The sequence below is a fragment of the Streptomyces sp. NPDC048639 genome, assembly GCF_043199075.1.
In the GTDB taxonomy this organism is placed as follows: Bacteria; Actinomycetota; Actinomycetes; order Streptomycetales; family Streptomycetaceae; genus Streptomyces.
Map to the genome: position 1 here is coordinate 210,255 of NZ_JBICVP010000008.1, position 16,995 is coordinate 227,249.

Annotated in this window: 19 protein-coding genes; 6 read left to right on the forward strand and 13 right to left on the reverse strand. The window is 72.7% G+C overall.

The window, feature by feature from the left end:
• Positions 1-141: 141 nt before the first annotated feature.
• Positions 142-1,080, reverse strand: a complete 939-nt coding sequence (locus ACGFNH_RS22740; protein ID WP_393656471.1) for a LysR family transcriptional regulator — start codon at positions 1,078-1,080, stop codon at positions 142-144.
• A gap of 79 nt (positions 1,081-1,159) precedes the next feature.
• On the opposite strand from ACGFNH_RS22740, the gene ACGFNH_RS22745 reads away from it, so the two are divergent.
• From ACGFNH_RS22745 to ACGFNH_RS22755, 3 genes are all read left to right on the forward strand, one after another.
• Entirely contained in the window at positions 1,160-1,831 is a 672-nt protein-coding gene (locus ACGFNH_RS22745) for an MOSC domain-containing protein (RefSeq protein WP_393656473.1), read from the forward strand.
• Between the two features lie 32 nt (positions 1,832-1,863).
• Positions 1,864-2,637: an SDR family NAD(P)-dependent oxidoreductase gene (locus ACGFNH_RS22750; RefSeq protein ID WP_393656475.1), complete on the forward strand. Its 774-nt coding sequence runs from the start codon at positions 1,864-1,866 to the stop codon at positions 2,635-2,637.
• Between the two features lie 181 nt (positions 2,638-2,818).
• The gene (locus ACGFNH_RS22755) at positions 2,819-3,517 is read left to right on the forward strand and encodes an ester cyclase (protein WP_393656477.1); all 699 of its coding nucleotides are present in this window, start codon (positions 2,819-2,821) and stop codon (positions 3,515-3,517) included.
• A gap of 178 nt (positions 3,518-3,695) precedes the next feature.
• Here the strand turns inward: ACGFNH_RS22755 and groL are convergent, their stop codons facing one another.
• Together groL and groES are read right to left on the reverse strand one after the other, a co-directional pair.
• A complete protein-coding gene (gene groL, locus ACGFNH_RS22760; protein WP_393656478.1) occupies positions 3,696-5,321 on the reverse strand; it encodes a chaperonin GroEL in 1,626 nt (541 codons plus the stop codon).
• Positions 5,322-5,411: 90 nt separating this feature from the next.
• Positions 5,412-5,720: a co-chaperone GroES gene (gene groES, locus ACGFNH_RS22765; RefSeq protein ID WP_360853671.1), complete on the reverse strand. Its 309-nt coding sequence runs from the start codon at positions 5,718-5,720 to the stop codon at positions 5,412-5,414.
• A 514-nt stretch (positions 5,721-6,234) separates the two neighbouring features.
• Between groES and ACGFNH_RS22770 the strand changes: the two genes are divergently transcribed.
• Positions 6,235-6,453, forward strand: a complete 219-nt coding sequence (locus tag ACGFNH_RS22770; protein WP_393656480.1) for a cold shock domain-containing protein — start codon at positions 6,235-6,237, stop codon at positions 6,451-6,453.
• Positions 6,454-6,534: 81 nt separating this feature from the next.
• On the opposite strand, the gene ACGFNH_RS22775 is transcribed toward ACGFNH_RS22770, so the two are convergent.
• A complete protein-coding gene (locus tag ACGFNH_RS22775) occupies positions 6,535-7,623 on the reverse strand; it encodes a polysaccharide deacetylase family protein (protein ID WP_393656877.1) in 1,089 nt (362 codons plus the stop codon).
• A 311-nt stretch (positions 7,624-7,934) separates the two neighbouring features.
• Between ACGFNH_RS22775 and ACGFNH_RS22780 the strand changes: the two genes are divergently transcribed.
• Positions 7,935-9,170, forward strand: a complete 1,236-nt coding sequence (locus ACGFNH_RS22780; RefSeq protein WP_393656482.1) for a methyltransferase domain-containing protein — start codon at positions 7,935-7,937, stop codon at positions 9,168-9,170.
• Between the two features lie 57 nt (positions 9,171-9,227).
• Here ACGFNH_RS22780 and ACGFNH_RS22785 read toward each other — a convergent pair whose 3' ends face one another.
• From ACGFNH_RS22785 to tsaB, 4 genes are read right to left on the reverse strand one after another with little or no spacing between them, the layout of a single operon-like run.
• Positions 9,228-9,494: a hypothetical protein gene (locus ACGFNH_RS22785; protein ID WP_393656484.1), complete on the reverse strand. Its 267-nt coding sequence runs from the start codon at positions 9,492-9,494 to the stop codon at positions 9,228-9,230.
• A gap of 22 nt (positions 9,495-9,516) precedes the next feature.
• Entirely contained in the window at positions 9,517-10,617 is a 1,101-nt protein-coding gene (gene tsaD / locus ACGFNH_RS22790) for a tRNA (adenosine(37)-N6)-threonylcarbamoyltransferase complex transferase subunit TsaD (RefSeq protein WP_393656486.1), read from the reverse strand.
• Entirely contained in the window at positions 10,610-11,200 is a 591-nt protein-coding gene (rimI, locus tag ACGFNH_RS22795) for a ribosomal protein S18-alanine N-acetyltransferase (protein ID WP_393656879.1), read from the reverse strand. Before rimI ends, tsaD begins: the two co-directional genes overlap by 8 nt.
• A 26-nt stretch (positions 11,201-11,226) precedes the next feature.
• Positions 11,227-11,895 carry a tRNA (adenosine(37)-N6)-threonylcarbamoyltransferase complex dimerization subunit type 1 TsaB gene (gene tsaB / locus ACGFNH_RS22800; RefSeq protein WP_393656488.1) on the reverse strand — a complete coding sequence of 223 codons (669 nt, stop codon included), beginning with the start codon at positions 11,893-11,895 and terminating at the stop codon, positions 11,227-11,229.
• A gap of 213 nt (positions 11,896-12,108) precedes the next feature.
• Between tsaB and ACGFNH_RS22805 the strand changes: the two genes are divergently transcribed.
• Positions 12,109-12,672, forward strand: a complete 564-nt coding sequence (locus ACGFNH_RS22805) for a hypothetical protein (protein ID WP_393656490.1) — start codon at positions 12,109-12,111, stop codon at positions 12,670-12,672.
• A 117-nt stretch (positions 12,673-12,789) separates the two neighbouring features.
• On the opposite strand, the gene ACGFNH_RS22810 is transcribed toward ACGFNH_RS22805, so the two are convergent.
• The 5 genes from ACGFNH_RS22810 to ACGFNH_RS22830 all read right to left on the reverse strand — a co-directional run bounded on the left by ACGFNH_RS22810 (position 12,790) and on the right by ACGFNH_RS22830 (position 16,973).
• Positions 12,790-13,005, reverse strand: a complete 216-nt coding sequence (locus ACGFNH_RS22810; protein ID WP_393656492.1) for a hypothetical protein — start codon at positions 13,003-13,005, stop codon at positions 12,790-12,792.
• A gap of 346 nt (positions 13,006-13,351) precedes the next feature.
• A complete protein-coding gene (tsaE, locus tag ACGFNH_RS22815) occupies positions 13,352-13,915 on the reverse strand; it encodes a tRNA (adenosine(37)-N6)-threonylcarbamoyltransferase complex ATPase subunit type 1 TsaE (protein ID WP_393656494.1) in 564 nt (187 codons plus the stop codon).
• Between the two features lie 159 nt (positions 13,916-14,074).
• Positions 14,075-15,265, reverse strand: coding sequence for an alpha/beta fold hydrolase (locus ACGFNH_RS22820; RefSeq protein ID WP_393656496.1), 1,191 nt, complete (start codon positions 15,263-15,265; stop codon positions 14,075-14,077).
• 218 nt (positions 15,266-15,483) lie between these two features.
• Positions 15,484-16,692, reverse strand: coding sequence for an alanine racemase (alr, locus tag ACGFNH_RS22825; protein ID WP_393656498.1), 1,209 nt, complete (start codon positions 16,690-16,692; stop codon positions 15,484-15,486).
• Positions 16,689-16,973 (reverse strand): L,D-transpeptidase, encoded by a 285-nt coding sequence (locus tag ACGFNH_RS22830; RefSeq protein WP_393656500.1) that lies wholly within the window; start codon positions 16,971-16,973, stop codon positions 16,689-16,691. Before ACGFNH_RS22830 ends, alr begins: the two co-directional genes overlap by 4 nt.
• Positions 16,974-16,995: the final 22 nt, after the last annotated feature.

The following is a 16,995-nucleotide window of genomic DNA, read 5'->3' on the forward strand; positions in this document are numbered from 1 at the left end:
TGCCCCGCGGCAATGCGGCCCGGGCCTCTGCTATAGGCCGGTACGGGCCCCCTGGCCCTCGCACGTCGGCCTTCCCACGTCCCGCCGCGGCCCGACTCCCTCCGGCCCCGACCGGGCGCCGGGCCAGCCCTGCCCGCCGCCTCAGCGGTCGGCCGCCAGCGCCAGGCGCTCCAGCATCGCCTCGACCGCCGGGACATGCGCCAGATCCGGCAGCGTGAGCGCCACGACCTCCCGCTCCACCGCCGGCTCCACCTCCACCGTCACCACGCCCTTGCCCCGTACGGACTCCAGCGCCAGCGCGGGCAGCACGGCCACCCCCAGACCGGCCCCGACCAGGCCGATCACCGCCGGGTAGTCATCCGTCGCGAAGTCGATCCGCGGGGTGAAGCCCGCGCTCTCGCACACCTCGACCAGATGGCGGCGGCACCGCGGGCAGCCCGCGATCCAGGACTCCCCGGCCAGCTCCTCGATACGGACCCGGTCGGCACCGGCGAACGCGTGCCCCTCCGGCACGACCCCCACCAGCCTGTCCGTGAGCAGCGGCCGTACGACCACGTCGTCCCGCCCCCAGTGGCCCTCGGGAACCGCCCCCACCGGCACCGCAGCCGGGTCCGCGCCGCGGACCCGCGGGTAGCGGAAGGCGAGCGCGATCTCACAGTCCCCGGCACGCAGCATCTCCACCGAGCGGGGCGGTTCGGCCTCGACCAGCGAGACCTGGATACCGGGATGGGCCGCGCGCATCTCGGCGAGCGCGGTCGGTACGAGCGTGGAGCTGCCGCTGGGGAACGACACCAGCCGGACGCGCCCCGCCCGCAGCCCGGCGATGGCCGCCACCTCCTCCTCGGCGGCGGTCAGCCCGGCCAGGATTCCCACCGCGTGCCGGACCAGCGCCTCACCGGCCTGCGTCAGGCGCATCTCCCGGCCGGCGCGGACGAGCAGCGGCGTACCGGCGGACTGCTCGAGCGCCTTCATCTGCTGGCTGACGGCCGGCTGGGTGCAGCCGAGTTCGCGGGCGGCGGCGGAGAACGAGCCGGACGCGGCGACCGCGCGCAGGACTCTGAGGTGACGAGCCTCGATCATGGCCCAACCATAAGCGAGGCTTTGAGGCAGCGGTCAATGATCCCGCGCGGTTCCGGGTCCGGGCGCTTAGGTTCGGGACATGCACGTGGTCTCCGTGAACCTCGGCCGCCCGCACTTCGCCGACTACACCGACGCTCCCAACGGGACCGGGATCGACAAGCGCCCGGCGGCCGGGCCGGTACAGGTCGCCGCGCCCGGCCCCAAGGGCACGGCGGGCAGTGCGCTCGCCGGCGACGCGGTCTGCGACTGGCGCCATCACGGCGGGAACGACCAGGCGGTCTACACCTTCGCGCGCGAGGATCTCGATGCGTGGGAGGCGGACCTCGGCCGGCCGCTGCGCAACGGAGTCTTCGGCGAGAACCTCACCACCTCCGGCCTGGACGTGAACGGCGCGAGGATCGGAGAGCACTGGCGGATCGGCCCCGGCCTCCTGCTGGAGGTGTGCGGTGCCCGCATCCCGTGCCGCACCTTCGCGGGGTGGCTCGGCGAGAAGGGCTGGCTGAAGCGGTTCACGCGGCGGGCGGCACCCGGCGCGTACCTGCGGGTGCTCGAGCCGGGCGAGATCCGGGCCGGGGATCCGGTCACGATCGCCCACCGCCCCGACCACGAGGTGAGCGTCTCGTTCCTGTTCCGCGCGCTGACGCTCGAACCGGAGCTGCTCCCCCGCATCCTCGCCGCCGGGGACGCCCTGGACCCGGAGGCCCGCGAGACAGCGGTGAAGCGCTCGTCTCAGGGCGCGGGCAGGACCTGATGGCGGGGGCGGGCTCGCGCTAGCGTTCGCGCATGACGACTGCACTGATTACGGGAGCGACCGCAGGGATCGGGGCCGCGTTCGCGCGGCGGCTGGCGGCCGACGGGCACAACCTCATGCTCGTGGCCCGTGATGTCGACCGGCTGCGGGAGCAGGCGACCGAGCTGCACGACCGGCACGGCATCGAGGCCGAGGTGCTGTCCGCCGATCTCTCCGAGGAGAAGGGCATCGCCTCCGTCGAGGCCCGTCTCGCGGATCGCAGGCACCCGGTGGATCTGCTCGTCAACAACGCGGGCTTCGGCAACAAGGGCCGCTACCTCCAGGTGCCGATGGCCGACGAGCTGCGGATGCTCAAGGTCCACTGCGAGGCCGTACTGCGGCTGACCAGCGCCGCCGCCGAGGGCATGCAGGAGCGCGGCCGCGGCGGGGTGGTGAACGTCGCGTCGGTCGCGGCGTTCGTACCGCGGGGGACGTACGGGGCGAGCAAGGCGTGGGTCGTGCAGTTCACGCAGGGGGCGGCGCGGGATCTGGCGGGTTCGGGGGTGCGGCTGATGGCGCTCTGCCCCGGGTTCGTCCGCACCGAGTTCCACGAGCGGGCCGGGATGGGCACGGACAACATCCCCGGCTGGATGTGGCTGGACGCGGACAAGGTGGTCACCGCGGCGATGCAGGATCTGGCGCGCGGGAAGCCGGTGTCGATCCCCGACGCCCGCTACAAGACGCTCCTGGGGCTGGCCAAGCTGACGCCGCGCGGCGTGCTGAGCGGGATCTCCTCGCGTACGGGCCGGAAGTACGGACCGAGCTGAACGGGACGGGCTGGACGGGCCGAGCCGAACGGGTCGCCGAGCCGGGCGGGCCGGATCGAGCGGTCACACGGGAACAGGCCTGTCTCAGCGGCCCGATCTGCACGGTCAAGGCCCTGACCGATGCCCAGTTTTCGCCACTAAACTGGGCATAAGGCGCTCGCTCCGGGAGGTGGGAGGTGCCATGACATTCGTGCAGATCATCGACTGCAAGACGAGCAAGTTCGACGACATGAACCGGCTCATGGACACATGGGCCGAACAGACCAAGGGCAGGCGGACGGCCACCCACGCGATCGTCGGCCGGGACCGCTCGGACGACGATCACTATGTGGAGATCGTCGAGTTCTCCTCGTACGAGGACGCGATGAGGAACTCCGGCCTGCCCGAGACGGACCGGACCTTCCAGGAGATGGTGGCGCTCTGCGACGAGATGCCCACCTTCACCGACCTGGAGGTCGTGCGGGAGGACGAGCTCAACAAGGCCACCGCCCGCAGATTCTTCGAGGAGGTCGCCACCGCCGGCGACCTCGACACGATCGACGAGCTGTTCGCGTGGGACTACGTCGACCACGACGTCATGAAGGAGCAGGACACCACGGTCGGCTCGGACGTCATCCGCCAGGACGTGGCGGGATGGCGGCAGGCCTTCGCCTTCGACTTCTCTCTCGAGAGCCAGTTGGCCGAGGGCGAGGAGGTCGTGACGCGGTGGACCTGGCGCGGCACGCACCGCGGGGATTTCCTGGGCATCCCGGCCACCGGCAAGGAGTGCGTGATGACCGGGGTCACCGTGTTCCGGATGCGCGAGGGCAGGATCGAGGAAGGCTGGTGGCAGTACGACATCCTGAGCCTGCTACGCCAGCTCGACGCCGTCGAGATGTAGGTGCGGCGCCTCTGACGACGGCCCGATGGGCAATGGGCGACCGGCGGTTGGCGAATGGCGAATGGCGATTTCGGCCTGCGCATCGGCGGAGGCGGATGAGCGGATGACGACACGGCCGAGGCCCGATGCTCCCGCGACGGGAGCACCGGGCCTCGGCGTGTACGAAGAGCGCGTACGGTCAGTGCGCGTGGCCGTGGCCGCCGTGCCCGCCCTCGGCGGGCTCCTCTTCCTTCTTCTCCACCACGAGCGTCTCGGTGGTGAGCAGGAGGGAGGCGATGGACGCGGCGTTCTCCAGCGCGGAGCGGGTGACCTTGACCGGGTCGATGACGCCGGCCTTGACCAGGTCGCCGTACTCGCCGGTCGCGGCGTTGAAGCCGTGGCCCTTCTTCAGCTCGGCGACCTTGGAGGTGATCACGTAGCCCTCGAGGCCCGAGTTCTCGGCGATCCAGCGCAGCGGCTCGACGACGGCGCGGCGCACGACGGCGACACCGGTGGCCTCGTCGCCCTCCTTGCCCAGCGAGTCCTCGAGCACCTTGGCGGCGTGGACGAGCGCGGAGCCACCACCGGAGACGATGCCCTCCTCGACCGCGGCGCGGGTCGCGGAGATGGCGTCCTCCAGACGGTGCTTCTTCTCCTTGAGCTCGACCTCGGTCGCAGCGCCGACCTTGATCACGCAGACGCCGCCGGCCAGCTTCGCGAGGCGCTCCTGGAGCTTCTCGCGGTCCCAGTCGGAGTCCGTGGCGTCGATCTCGGCCTTGATCTGGGCGATCCGGCCCTCCACCTCGTCGCGCTTGCCGGCACCGTCGACGACGGTGGTGTCGTCCTTGGTGACCGTCACGCGGCGGGCGGAGCCCAGCACCTCGAGGCCGACCTGGTCGAGCTTGAGGCCGACCTCCTCGGCGACGACGGTGCCGCCGGTGAGGGTGGCGATGTCGCCGAGCATGGCCTTGCGGCGGTCACCGAAGCCGGGAGCCTTGACGGCGACGGCGTTGAAGGTGCCGCGGATCTTGTTGACGACGAGGGTGGAGAGCGCCTCGCCCTCGACGTCCTCGGCGATGATCAGCAGCGGCTTGGAGCCACCGGACTGGATGATCTTCTCCAGCAGCGGCAGCAGGTCGGCGATCGCCGCGATCTTGCCCTGGTGGATCAGGATGTAGGCGTCGTCGAGGACGGCCTCCATACGCTCCTGGTCGGTGACGAAGTACGGGGACAGGTAGCCCTTGTCGAAGGCCATGCCCTCGGTGAAGTCCAGCTCCAGACCGAAGGTGTTGGACTCCTCGACGGTGATGACACCGTCCTTGCCGACCTTGTCCATCGCCTCGGCGATCAGCTCGCCGACCTGCTTGTCCTGGGCGGACAGCGCGGCCACGGCGGCGATGTCGGACTTCTCGTCGATCGGGCGGGCGGTGGCGAGAAGGTCCTCGGAGATGGCCTTGACGGCGGCGTCGATGCCCTTCTTCAGGGCGGCCGGGGAGGCGCCGGCGGCGACGTTGCGCAGACCCTCGCGCACCAGCGCCTGGGCCAGCACGGTCGCGGTGGTGGTGCCGTCACCCGCGATGTCGTTGGTCTTGGTCGCCACCTCCTTGACGAGCTGGACGCCGAGGTTCTCGTACGGGTCCTCGGCCTCGACCTCGCGGGCGATGGTCACACCGTCGTTGGTGATGGTGGGGGCGCCGAACTTCTTGTCGATGACGACGTTGCGGCCCTTGGGGCCGATGGTCACCTTGACGGTGTCGGCAAGCTTGTTGACGCCGCGCTCGAGGGCGCGACGGGCGTCCTCGTCGAACTTCAGGATCTTCGCCATGGTTGCGTATGTCCTCTCAAAGAGCTGCGCCCCGGGCGCCCGGTTGTTCAGACTCGGGAGGCCGGGGCGCAGATCACAAACGTGGGTGAATTACTTCTCGACGATCGCGAGAACGTCGCGAGCCGAGAGGACGAGGTACTCCTCGCCGCTGTACTTCACCTCGGTGCCGCCGTACTTGCTGTAGAGCACGACATCGCCGACCTTGACGTCGAGCGGAATGCGGTTGCCCTCCTCGAAGCGGCCCGGGCCCACGGCCAGGACGACGCCCTCCTGGGGCTTCTCCTTGGCGGTGTCCGGAATGACCAGGCCGGAGGCTGTGGTCTGCTCGGCGTCGAGCGGCTGGACCACAATGCGGTCCTCAAGCGGCTTGATGGCAACCTTGGTGCTGGCGGTCGTCACGATCCGACCTCCCCCTTCGGAGATCTCACGGGGTTGACTGTCTGAGGTGGCGACCTGGTAGATCCGTCGTCGCGGGTGCCGGATCTGCCCGTCGCTGTTTTCGTTGGCACTCCCTGGTGGAGAGTGCCAAGCCCGAGACTATGACGGGGTTAGCACTCAGTCAACTAGAGTGCCAACGGAGCCGCGACGGGCCCCACCAGGCGCTTCGCCCAGGGGGATGCGCAACTCGCGCCGCAGGGGCCGTTCACGGGCCTCTTTCCACTGATCAGGGCTCTCGGACGGTCTCGTCCGCGGCGTTCGGCGCACGCCCCGGCGGCTCGTAGGACACCGGGGTGCGAACGCGAGGGACGCGCTCCGGATCGGCGTGTCCCGGCTGCTCGTACGGGACTCGTACGGGAGCGGCCGAGCGGACCTGGGCGCCGGACGGCACGGTTCCCCGATCGCGTCATCGGCACGCAGATCCGTCCCGGAAACGGACCCGACGCGCGTTCAGGCCGTCGGTAGGGTCGTCCTCATGGCTGCAGCAACAGTGCGGGAGTGGCACGACGAGGACGGGTGGGGCGTTCTGGACTGCCCCGGGACGCCCGGGGGTTGCTGGACTCATTTCGCGCACGTCGAGATGGACGGGTACCGCAGCCTGACGCCAGGACAGCGCGTCGAGCTAGCGGAGTGGGAAGGACCCGGCCTGGAGCAGGACGGGTACGAGTACCGGGCCGTGCGCGTCGTTCCCTGAGCGGGAGCACCGGCCGCCGACGCGGACCGCTCCCGCGGTCCGGCCGTGCCGGCCGGACCGCCGCGCGTCGGCGCCCGAGCGTCAGACGTAGTCCTCCAGCCGGGCCAGAGCGAAGCCCTGGGACGTGGCAGCGCGGATCACGCGGCGCACCATGTCCGGCATCGTGCCGTCCCATTCGGCCCTTCCTCGGAAGTGGGTGAGGACGATGTCGCCCGGCCGGAACGTGTGCTCCTCGCCGCCGAAGTCGATCGAGCGGGCGAACGCCTCCTGGCTCCACAGCGGGACCACCGTGATGCCGCACGAGCGGGCCGCGCGGAGTGTGTCGCGGTCCCAGTTCCCGTAGGGCGGGCGGAAGATGCGGGGGCGTACGCCGAACTCCCGCTCGATGGTGTCCTGCTGGCGGCAGATCTCCTTGCGCTGGGCCCGGTAGGACAGGGTGAGCAGATCGCGGTGGTTGACGGTGTGGTTGTTGATGGCGACGCCGAGGCTCTGGAGCTGCCGGAAGTAGTCGTAGTCGTCGCGTACGACGTAGTCGCTGAGGAACGCGCTGACCGGGACGCCGAGTTCGCGGAGCATGCGGATCAGGCGGGGGTCCTTGTGGGCGCCGTCGTCGATGGTCAGGAAAACGACGCGGTCGCGGGTGGGGACGCGGGCGATCACCGGCGGCAGACCGGGGCGGACCCCGGGGCCGCGGAGGGCGGCGGGCGGGAGTCTGCGCTCGGGCGGGGCCGGCGCGACGAGCGGCGGGACGGGCAGGCCCCAGCGGCGGGCGAGCGCGAGCCTGACGGACTGGGACCTGGCTGTCTGGCGGGCGTAGAAGGCCAGCGCCCGGTTGGTGCCGTACGCGGATGCGGCGGCGGGCGTACCGGCGCTCACCCCGGCCTGCCCGGCGGGGGCACCCGGCGCCCCGGCGGCAGGGTCCGCCGAGGGGTCGCGCTCCGGGCCGTGCGCCGCGGCGCCCGTCTCCCCCGCCAGGGCACGCCCTCCGGCGTACGGGGCGGATCCGCGTGCGCCCGTACGTCCGGCGCGCGTTCCGCCCTCCAGGGCATACGCCGCGGTGGGCGCGCCGGCCGCGCCGAGGGTCGCGCGGCCGGACTCGGGACTCGACCGGTCGCGTGGCGCATGGTCGGGAGGCTGGGCGCAGGCGCCGCCGACGACGCCGATGAGCATGAACACCGCGGCGCCACGAACGCTTGTGCCCCACCGCCAGATCTGACCCTTACTCCAGATGTGGTCGCTTTTTTCGTTTTGTCGTACAAGATGCATAGTGTCGCATCCTGCCAGGGGCGCCGGCCCAGAAGGCTCCGAAAACGCCGAGGCCCCCACCCGGTCCACCGCTCGGCCCACACCGCTCCCCCAGCCGTCGCGGCCCGTCCCGCACCTCGTCCCGCCGCCTCCTGCGCACCCCTCCCCGCCGCACCGCGACGACCGATCGCCCCCCGCGGCTACCGCGGTCCGGGCCCGTACCGGCCAGCGGCACAATGGAGCGGGTGGACGACCTCGACGCCTTCGCCGCCCTGCTCACCGACGAGGGCCGGACGCTCCTCGACGCCCTGCGCGACTACGACCCCGCGCAGGAGCTCGCGACCGCCACCCGCCTCCGCCGCGACCACCCGGCCGAGCTGGTCTCCGCCGCGCTCGGGCAGGCCAGGCTGCGGCAGCGCGCGGTGGCGAAGTTCGGCGCCGCGGACGCGGCCGCCATGTTCTTCACCCCGGACGGCGTCGAGCAGGCCACCCGTACGTCCGTCGCCGCGTACCGGGCGGCCCGCTTCGCCGCGCTCGGTGTACGGCGCGTGGCCGACCTGTGCTGCGGCATCGGCGGTGACGCGATCGCGCTCGCGCGGGCGGGCATCGCCGTGGTCGCCGTCGACCGCTCCCCTCTCACCTGCGCGGTCGCACGGGCCAACACCGAGGCGCTGGGGCTGGCGGACCTCGTCGAGGTGCGCTGCGCGGACGTCACGGAGGTCGAACTCGGCCCGTACGACGCGGTGTTCGTGGATCCCGCGAGGCGGGGCACCCCGAGGAGGCGGGGCGGCGGCGGAGGCCGGGCGTCGGCCGGGCGGATCTTCGACCCCGAGGCGTACTCGCCGCCGCTGTCCTGGGCCGTCGAAGCCGCCCGCAAGGCCCCCTTCGCGGCCCTGAAGATCGCGCCCGGCGTACCGCACGAGGCACTGCCGGAGGACGCGGAGGCCGAGTGGATCTCCGACGGCGGCGACGTGAAGGAGGCGGTGCTGTGGTTCGGCGCCGGTCCGGCCGGTGCCCGCCGGGCCACCCTCCTCCCCGGCCCGCACCATCTGCTCGGCGCCGGCCTCCCCGACCCCGCCGCGGGACCGGTCGGCCGCTTCCTCTACGAGCCGGACGGCGCGGTGATCCGGGCACACCTGGTGGCGGACGTGGCCGAGCGGCTCGACGGCCGCCTCATCGACCCCACGATCGCGTATGTGACCGCGGACGAGCTGCGCCCCACCCCGTACGCCGCCGCGTACGAGATCACGGACGTCCTCCCGTTCAACGTGAAGAAGCTGAAGGCGCTGCTGCGCGAGCGCGAGGTCGGCACCCTGACCGTCAAGAAGCGGGGCTCGGCCGTCGAACCGGAGGAGCTGCGCAGGAAGGTCAAACCGCAGGGCCCGAACGCGGCGACCGTCTTCCTCACGCGCGTGGCGGGCGCGCCGACCATGCTCATCGGACGGCCCGCGAAAGCGGCCGTCCGGCCCTGAGCGGGCCGGGCCCGGCCATGAACAGGCAGTCGCCCGCCGAGGATTACGGAAGGGCCCTCAGCCGCCCTGTGCGAGCCCGACGGACTCGAAGCGCCAGCGGTGCACGGCCCGGCGCGCCAACTCTTCGCCCGGCTCGGGGAGTTCGGGCAGCTCGGCGTCGTACGGGGCGTCCCACCAGGTGATGACGAGGACGCGGTCGCCCGGGGCCGCGAAGGTCTCGCGGCGCAGCGGGGACGGCGTGAGGTCCTGTTCCCGCGCCCAGTCCAGGAGTTCCGGGCCGCGCCCATCGGCCGCCCTGGCCTCCCACATCAGTGCGACGGTCATCAGGGAACCGTCAAGTGAGCGGTCATGTGTAGAGGTTGTCCTTGCTGATCTCGTGGACGTGGTCGTGAGCGTCTCCTCCGGGCGCCGGTACGTGCGTCCGCGTCACCGGAAGCGAGGAGTCCGCGGAGAGGTCCCAGGCCGAGGCCGGACGGCCGCGGGCCACCATCTCCGCGCCGAGCGCCGCCACCATCGCACCGTTGTCCGTGCACAGCTTCGGCCGCGGCACGCGCAGCGTGATCCCGGCGTCCTCGCAGCGCTGTTCGGCCATCGCCCGGAGCCGGGAGTTGGCGGCGACGCCGCCGCCGATCATCAGATGCTCGACGCCGTTGTCCTTGCACGCCCGTACGGCCTTGCGCGTCAGCACGTCGACGACGGCCTCCTGGAAGGACGCGGAGACATCGGCGACCGGCACCGTCTCCCCCGCGTTGCGCTTGGCCTCGATCCAGCGGGCGACGGCGGTCTTGAGGCCGGAGAAGGAGAAGTCGTAGGCCGCGTCGCGAGGGCCGGTGAGTCCGCGGGGGAAGGCGATCGCGGCGGGGTCCCCCTCGCGGGCCCAGCGGTCGATGACCGGGCCGCCGGGGAAGCCGAGGTTCAGGACCCGGGCCACCTTGTCGAACGCCTCGCCCGCCGCGTCGTCGATCGTCGAGCCCAGCGGCCGTACGTCCGTGGTGATGTCGGAGGACATCAGCAGGGAGGAGTGGCCGCCGGAGACGAGCAGCGCCATCGTCGGCTCGGGCAGCGGGCCGTGCTCGAGCTGGTCGACGCAGATGTGCGAGGCGAGGTGGTTCACGCCGTAGAGCGGCTTGCCGAGCGCGTACGCGTACGCCTTGGCCGCCGCGACGCCGACCAGCAGCGCGCCGGAGAGCCCGGGGCCCGCCGTGACCGCGATGCCGTCGAGGTCGCTCGCCGCGATGCCCGCGTCCTTCAGTGCCCGCTGAATGGTCGGGACCATCGCCTCCAGGTGCGCACGGCTGGCGACTTCGGGCACGACGCCGCCGAACCGGGCGTGCTCGTCGACGCTGGAGGCGATCGCGTCGGCCAGCAGGGTGTGGCCGCGGACGATGCCGACGCCGGTCTCGTCACAAGAGGTCTCGATACCGAGGACAAGCGGCTCGTCAGCCATCGTTGGTCATTCCCTGTTCGTGTTCGTCCGGGGAACCGGGGCCGGTTCCGTCGTGCTCGTCGTCCGCGGAGCGCTCCAGGCGGCGCATCACCACGGCGTCCACATTGCCCGGCTGGTAGTAGTTCGGGCGGAGGCCGATGGGCTCGAAGCCGAAGCGCTCGTAGAGGCGCTGGGCGCGGGTGTTGTCGACCCGCACCTCCAGCAGCACCTCGCGGCACTCGAAGTCGGTCGCGCCGGCCAGCAGGTCGCCGAGGAGGCGGGCGCCCAGGCCCGTACCCCAGTACGCGCGGGCCGCGGCGATGGTCTGGATGTCTCCGGTGCGGTCGACTGCGGCCAGACCGCCGTAGCCGATGATCGTGCGGCCCGCGGCGGCGGCTGCCGCCTCGCCCGGATCGAGGCCGTTCCCCCCGGGGGCCTCGCCGTACGCCTCGTCCTCGCACGCTTCGGCGACGATGTAGCGGCGGCTGGCGAACGGGCCGCGGGCGTGCGCCAGTTCGGACCAGAACAGGCCGCGCGACCAGGCGTCGTCGGGGAACAGCTCGCGCTCCAGCGCCAGCACGGGCTCGATGTCCCACCACCGCATCTCGCGCAGCGCGACCTTCCCGTTCGTCACCGCGGCGTGACCACCTTGTAGTTGGCCGGAACCTGGGCGTCCGGGCGGCGCAGATAGAGCGGCCGGTCCGGCAGGAACTCCCCGCCGGTGGCCAGCCTTTCCTTCGCCAGCGCGGCGAGCGCGGCCGCCGACTGGAGCTCGGGCATGCCCTCCGGCACATCCGTGAAGGCCTCGCGGTAGAGGTGGGCGCCCGCGCCGACGGCCGGCAGCCCCGCCACCATGTCGGCGATATCGGCAGGGCGGTCGACGGAGGGGCCGGCGACGCGGGTGCGCGGGTCGGCGTAGCTCGCCCAGTAGACCTCTTTGCGGCGTGCGTCGGTGGCGACGGTGAAGGGCCCTTCGAGACCGGCCTGCCCCGCGGCGTACGCGATGCCGTCCAGGGTGCACAGCCCGTGGACGGGGGCGCCGGTCGCGGCGCTGAAGGCGGCGGCAGTCGCGAGACCGACGCGCAGCCCGGTGTACGGGCCCGGTCCGACGCCCACGACGAATCCGGTCACCGTGGCGAGCTTCACCCCGGCCTCGCCCAGCACCCGGTCGACGGCGGGGAGCAACAGTTCGCCGTGGCGCCGCGCGTCCACCTCGTGCGACCGGGCGACGACTCCGTCTCCGTCGTGCAGGGCCACGGTGACGGCGGGGGTGGCGGTATCAAGAGCGAGCAGCAGCACGAGTACAGCCTACGGCGCGTTCCCCGGCGTCCGTCCCCTTCCTGCGGAAGGAAGGAGGCCGCCCGGTTCGGGACCTCGGAGCCCCGCGTACGGCGCATGGCCCGTATGCACCGGGCCCGTGGCGCTCCGCGCCGAAAGTGGGTTCGGGCGGTGCTACCTTCGGGCGCGAAGGCATACGGCACAAGGCGTTGACGGGGCGAGAGGCGGAGCGGCGTGGCACGGAGCAACTCGGGGCCGATCGTGGCGGGTATCACGGCCGCGGCCCTCGCCGTGGTCGTCTTCCTCGCCTACCAGGCATCCGCCACCGCCCCGGACGACCTCTCGACGGCCCGCCGCGACTCCTCGCACTCCGCCGACCGGCGGGACTCGGACGACGACAGCGACAAGCAGGAGAAGCACCCGCTCCCGGCCGCCTCCGGTGGCGGCGTACGTGTCGTCTACGCGCTCGACGAGCGGCGGGTGTGGCTGGTCGGCGAGGACGACGAGGTGACGCGGACCTTCCCGGTCACGCCGAGCACGGTCAGTCCGGAGCCCGGCCAGTACGCGGTGACGTCGCGGTCGGCCCGGATCGCGGGCTCCGACGGGGTACCGGTCGAGCACGTCGTGCGGTTCACGACCGTCGAGGGCGTTGTGGTCGGCTTCAGCGCCGCGATGAACGGCCGGATGCCCGACCCCGGCGCCGAGCGGAAGACCGGCGGCATCCGGGAGAAGCGCGCCGACGGCAAGGCGATGTGGTCCTTCGCGACGATCGGCACCAAGATCGTCGTGGTGGACTGAGCCGCCCGTCGTGGTGGACTGAGCCGCCCGTCGTGGTGGGCTGAGCCGGCGGGAGGCACCAGCCGGCGCTCGATGCGCCGGCCCGCGACAGCGCCCGGCACACATCACTCGTACGGACTACGCAGCGTCGCGCCGTACCTCACTCTGCGAGCCCGTGGCCCGGTGCTCGCCCCGGGGGTCCTCCGGCGGAGTGGACACCGCGTTCGCCGCGGCGCAGGCGGCGAGGAGCTGACTCATCGACGGGCCGGGGGACAACGGGGCGCCCGGCTCCGGTGGTTCATCGCCGGGACGCCCGTGCATCAGCGCATCAGCGTCGGGCTCATGACGCGGCATGGGTGCCTCCTCGCGGGCTCGTACGGGGCGAGCCGGATGCTAAGTTAGGTAGACCTAACCAAGGTCGCTGTCACCATGTGACCACGCCCGGCACCGGCCGCGCAACATTTTGCCGACGTCTTGTCGGAACGTACACACGAAAGAAAAGACGCCGCTCAGACCCGGTCGGGTTCCCCGAACGGCGGCGGAGACGCCCCGGCCCGCCGGGCGGCTTCGGGCACGGCGCGGCGGCGTACGAGATGCCTCCCCGGGAGGGCCGCGGGAGGGTCCCGGGAACGCCGCGGCTCGGGATCGAGGCGAGAAATTCGGGAGTCGTACGAGGTGTCGTGCGGGGCGGGGTGTGCCGTCAGCCCGCGAGCGGCGAGAGGTCCGTCGCCGCCCACCGCGGGCCGACGCCGGTGACGCTCACCTCGCGCACGTCGTTCTCCACGGTCTCGTCGCCCTCGGCGCGCCCGATGACCAAGTGCAGCCGGTCCTCGGAGAGTTCCTCGACCTTGCCGTCGCCCCACTCGACGATCACCACCGACTCGGGCAGCGACACGTCCAGGTCGAGGTCCTCCATCTCGTCGAGCCCCCCGCCCAGCCGGTAGGCGTCCACGTGCACCAGTGGCGGCCCGTCGCCCAGCGACGGGTGCACCCGCGCGATCACGAACGTCGGCGAGGTCACCGCCCCGCGGACGCCGAGTGCTTCGCCCAGTCCGCGGGCCAGCGTCGTCTTGCCGGCGCCCAACGGCCCGCTGAGCAGCACGAGATCGCCGGGGCGCAGCATCTTCGCCAGCCGCCGCCCGAGGTCCTGCATCGCGTCCGGTCCGGCAATGGTGAGCCGGGCAGAGGTCATGACTCCGGTGGCTGTCGCCGGCGACCCGCCGCCGGGGGCGGAGGCGGGTGCGGGGTCGTACGGGGCGTCCATATCCGCCGATGGTACGGGGCGCGGGGGCCCGGGCGACGCGCTCTGCCGCGGGCCGGCGACGTCCGGGACGGGACATCCGAGACGGGACGTCCGGGACGTCCCCGGCCCGCGGCCGGGACCGGGCGCGACGGGCCCGGCCGATCGCTTGAGTACCGGCGGTCAGCCGCCGGCCGTGCGGGAGGTGCGGTCGGCCGTCGCGGCCCGCGCCGCGCCCGCCCGCGTCAGCAGCTCCGCCAGCCGGTCCGTCACCGTCTCCGGGTGCTCCAGCATCACCAGGTGCCCCGCGTCGGGGACGAGGACCAGCTCGGCATGCGGCAGCAGCGAGGCGATCGCCTCGCTGTGCGAGCTGGGCGTCACCAGGTCGCCGCTGCCCGCGAGGACCAGAACGGGCAGGTCCCGGAAGGCCGCCAGGGCCTCCGCCTTGTCATGCTCCTGGAATGCGGGATAGAACTCCGCGACGACGTCGATCGGCGTCGACTCGATCATCCGCTCCGCGAACCGGGCGATCGCCGGGTCCACGTCCCGCGAGCTGAACGAGTACCGCTTGATCAGTCCCGCGAAGAGGTCCGCGGTCGCCCGCCGCCCGCGCTCGACCAGATCCACCTGTTGCCCCAGCGCCTTGAGCACGCCGGGCACGAAGCGCCGCACCGCGTTGACGCCCGCCACCGGCAGGCCGTAGTTGACCTCGCCGAGCTTTCCGGAGGACGTACCGACCAGGGCGACGCCGACAACCCGCTCCCGTACGTACTCCGCGTCATGGGCGGCCAGGGCCATCACCGTCATGCCGCCCATGGAGTGCCCCACCAGCACCACGGGCCCCTCGGGCACCGCCGCGTCCAGAACCGCCTTCAGGTCGCGGCCGAGCTGGTCGATGCTGACGGGCAGGCCGTCGGCCTGCGCCAGGCCGCGCCCGGAACGGCCGTGGCTGCGCTGGTCCCAGTGGACGGTGCGGATGATGCCGCGCAGCGCGGCCCGCTGGAAGTGCCAGGAGTCCTGGTTCAGGCAGTAGCCGTGGGAGAAGACGACGGTGACGGGCGCGGGCCTGCGCCGCCCGAACAGGCGGCGCCTGCGCGGCGGATCACCCGCCGGCTCGACCTCGTCGGTCTCGTAGTAGAGCTGGGTTCCGTCGTCGGCGACCGCCCGGCCGGGGGTGCCGTGCAACTGGCCGTACGGGCTGGACGCGTCCAGCGCGAGCCGCGCCTTGCTGCGCATCCCGCGGCCGACGGTCATCCGCTCGATCGCCACACCCGCAGCGGCGCCTGCCGCGACCACGCCGATCGCGGCGCCCGCGATGCCGGCGCGGCGCCAACCGGCCGCCGCTCCTGCCGGGTTCGCAGTGCTCTCGCCCATGATCGTGCCTCCCCTGGCCCGTGGCAGGGGTGACCTCACCCCGTGGCTACCATCTGCCCCTGCCCTGCGGCCTCATGCGTACGGCCGCCTCGGCCGCGCGCGTCATCGGTCAACTACGGTGCCGCATCCGGTGCCCGCGACCGAGGGGCTCCGGCGTGCCGTTGCTCACTCGCCCGCACGGGCCCGCGGTGCGGCCGTCGGCGGGGGCGCGGGCGGAGTCAGACGCCGGTCCCGGCGTCGCCGCCCTCGTCCCCCTCGCCCACATAGACGCGCGGAACGCGCGATCCGATCCGTGTGACGATCTCGTACGCGATGGTTCCCGCCGCGCGGGCCCAGTCCTCGGCGGTCGGTTCGCCCCGGTCGCCCGGCCCGAACAGCACCGCCTCGTCGCCCGCTTCGGCGCTGTCACCGCCGAGATCGACGACGAACTGGTCCATCGCGACCCGGCCCGCGACCGTGCGCCACTTCCCGCCGACCAGCACGGGCCCCGCGCCCGAGGCGTGCCGGGGGATGCCGTCCGCATAGCCGACGGGAATGAGCGCGAGCGTCGTCTCGCCGGGGGTGAGGTACTGGTGGCCGTAACTGACGCCGTGACCGGCCGGGACCCGCTTGACCAGCGCGATGTCCGCGGAGAGCGTCATCACCTGGCGCAGCCCGAAGTCGGTCGCGGAGCCGGCGTCCGGGATCGGGGAGACACCGTAGATCGCGACCCCGGTCCGTACGAGATCGAAGTGCGACTCGGGGAGGGTCAGCGTGGCGGGTGAGTTGGCGAGATGACGGACCTCGGGCCGGAGCCCGGCACGCTCGGCCGCGGCGACGGCGTCGCGGTACACCGCCAGCTGTGCCGCGATCGACGGGTGGCCGGGCTCGTCGGCACACGCGAAGTGGGACCAGACGCCGGTCACCTTCAGCAGGCCCTCGGCCTCGGCGGCACGGGCGGCGTGGACCAGTTCCAGCCAGTCGCCGGGCGGGCAGCCGTTGCGCCCGAGACCGGAGTCGACCTTGAGCTGAACGCGGGCCGTACGACCGGGAGTACGGGCCTCGCGCGCGGCAACGGTGACCTCGCGCATCGCCCACATCCCGCTCACCGACACGTCGATGTCCGCCTCGATGGCCTCGCGCCAGGGGCCGCCGGGCGTGAACAGCCAGCAGAGCAGCCGGCCGGTGTCGCCCGCGGCGCGCAGCGCCAGCGCCTCGTCGGGGGTGGCCGTGCCGAGCCAGCTCGCTCCGGCCGCCCGGGCGGCGCGGGCACACGGTACGGCCCCGTGGCCGTACGCGTCCGACTTGACCACGGCCATCAGCTCCGAGCGCGGCGCGCGGGCACGCAGCGCACGGATGTTGTCGCGCAGGGCGGCCAGATCGACCACGGCGCGGGCGCGCATCGGGAGGGCGGGGTGGGTGGGGACACCGCCGGAGTGTGCTGTCATCGGGAACAGTCTCTCACCAGGCGCCTCGCATGCCCCTCCCCCGATACGCGGGGCCGGGACATCGCGGGGGCCGGCGGCCCGGACGCGGCGGGGTGCAGCTCACGTACCGGCGCGGCGGCCCCAGGAGTAGACGCGATCCTGCACGTACAGCACGTCCCACAGCCTTTCGCGTCGTCGTAGCGGAGATTGACGCAGCCGTGCGAGCCGCCGTTGCGGTCGTAGATGGTGCCGTGGTCACCGTGGAACGCTTGGCCGCCGTTGAAGAACTGGGCGAACGGCATCGGCGAGTCGTAGATCGTCGAG

Coding starts and splice junctions, on each gene's coding strand:
- ACGFNH_RS22755 (WP_393656477.1), top strand. CDS start 2,819: ATGACATTCGTGCAGATCATCGACTGCAAGACGAGCAAGTTCGACGAC.
- ACGFNH_RS22830 (WP_393656500.1), bottom strand. CDS start 16,973: ATGCCGTTCGCCCAGTTCTTCAACGGCGGCCAAGCGTTCCACGGTGAC.
- alr (WP_393656498.1), bottom strand. CDS start 16,692: ATGACAGCACACTCCGGCGGTGTCCCCACCCACCCCGCCCTCCCGATG.
- ACGFNH_RS22770 (WP_393656480.1), top strand. CDS start 6,235: ATGGCTGCAGCAACAGTGCGGGAGTGGCACGACGAGGACGGGTGGGGC.
- groL (WP_393656478.1), bottom strand. CDS start 5,321: ATGGCGAAGATCCTGAAGTTCGACGAGGACGCCCGTCGCGCCCTCGAG.
- ACGFNH_RS22780 (WP_393656482.1), top strand. CDS start 7,935: ATGGAGCGGGTGGACGACCTCGACGCCTTCGCCGCCCTGCTCACCGAC.
- tsaE (WP_393656494.1), bottom strand. CDS start 13,915: ATGGACGCCCCGTACGACCCCGCACCCGCCTCCGCCCCCGGCGGCGGG.
- ACGFNH_RS22750 (WP_393656475.1), top strand. CDS start 1,864: ATGACGACTGCACTGATTACGGGAGCGACCGCAGGGATCGGGGCCGCG.
- ACGFNH_RS22820 (WP_393656496.1), bottom strand. CDS start 15,265: ATGGGCGAGAGCACTGCGAACCCGGCAGGAGCGGCGGCCGGTTGGCGC.
- ACGFNH_RS22775 (WP_393656877.1), bottom strand. CDS start 7,623: ATGCTCATCGGCGTCGTCGGCGGCGCCTGCGCCCAGCCTCCCGACCAT.
- ACGFNH_RS22810 (WP_393656492.1), bottom strand. CDS start 13,005: ATGCCGCGTCATGAGCCCGACGCTGATGCGCTGATGCACGGGCGTCCC.
- ACGFNH_RS22785 (WP_393656484.1), bottom strand. CDS start 9,494: ATGACCGTCGCACTGATGTGGGAGGCCAGGGCGGCCGATGGGCGCGGC.
- ACGFNH_RS22740 (WP_393656471.1), bottom strand. CDS start 1,080: ATGATCGAGGCTCGTCACCTCAGAGTCCTGCGCGCGGTCGCCGCGTCC.
- tsaD (WP_393656486.1), bottom strand. CDS start 10,617: ATGGCTGACGAGCCGCTTGTCCTCGGTATCGAGACCTCTTGTGACGAG.
- rimI (WP_393656879.1), bottom strand. CDS start 11,200: ATGCGGTGGTGGGACATCGAGCCCGTGCTGGCGCTGGAGCGCGAGCTG.
- ACGFNH_RS22745 (WP_393656473.1), top strand. CDS start 1,160: ATGCACGTGGTCTCCGTGAACCTCGGCCGCCCGCACTTCGCCGACTAC.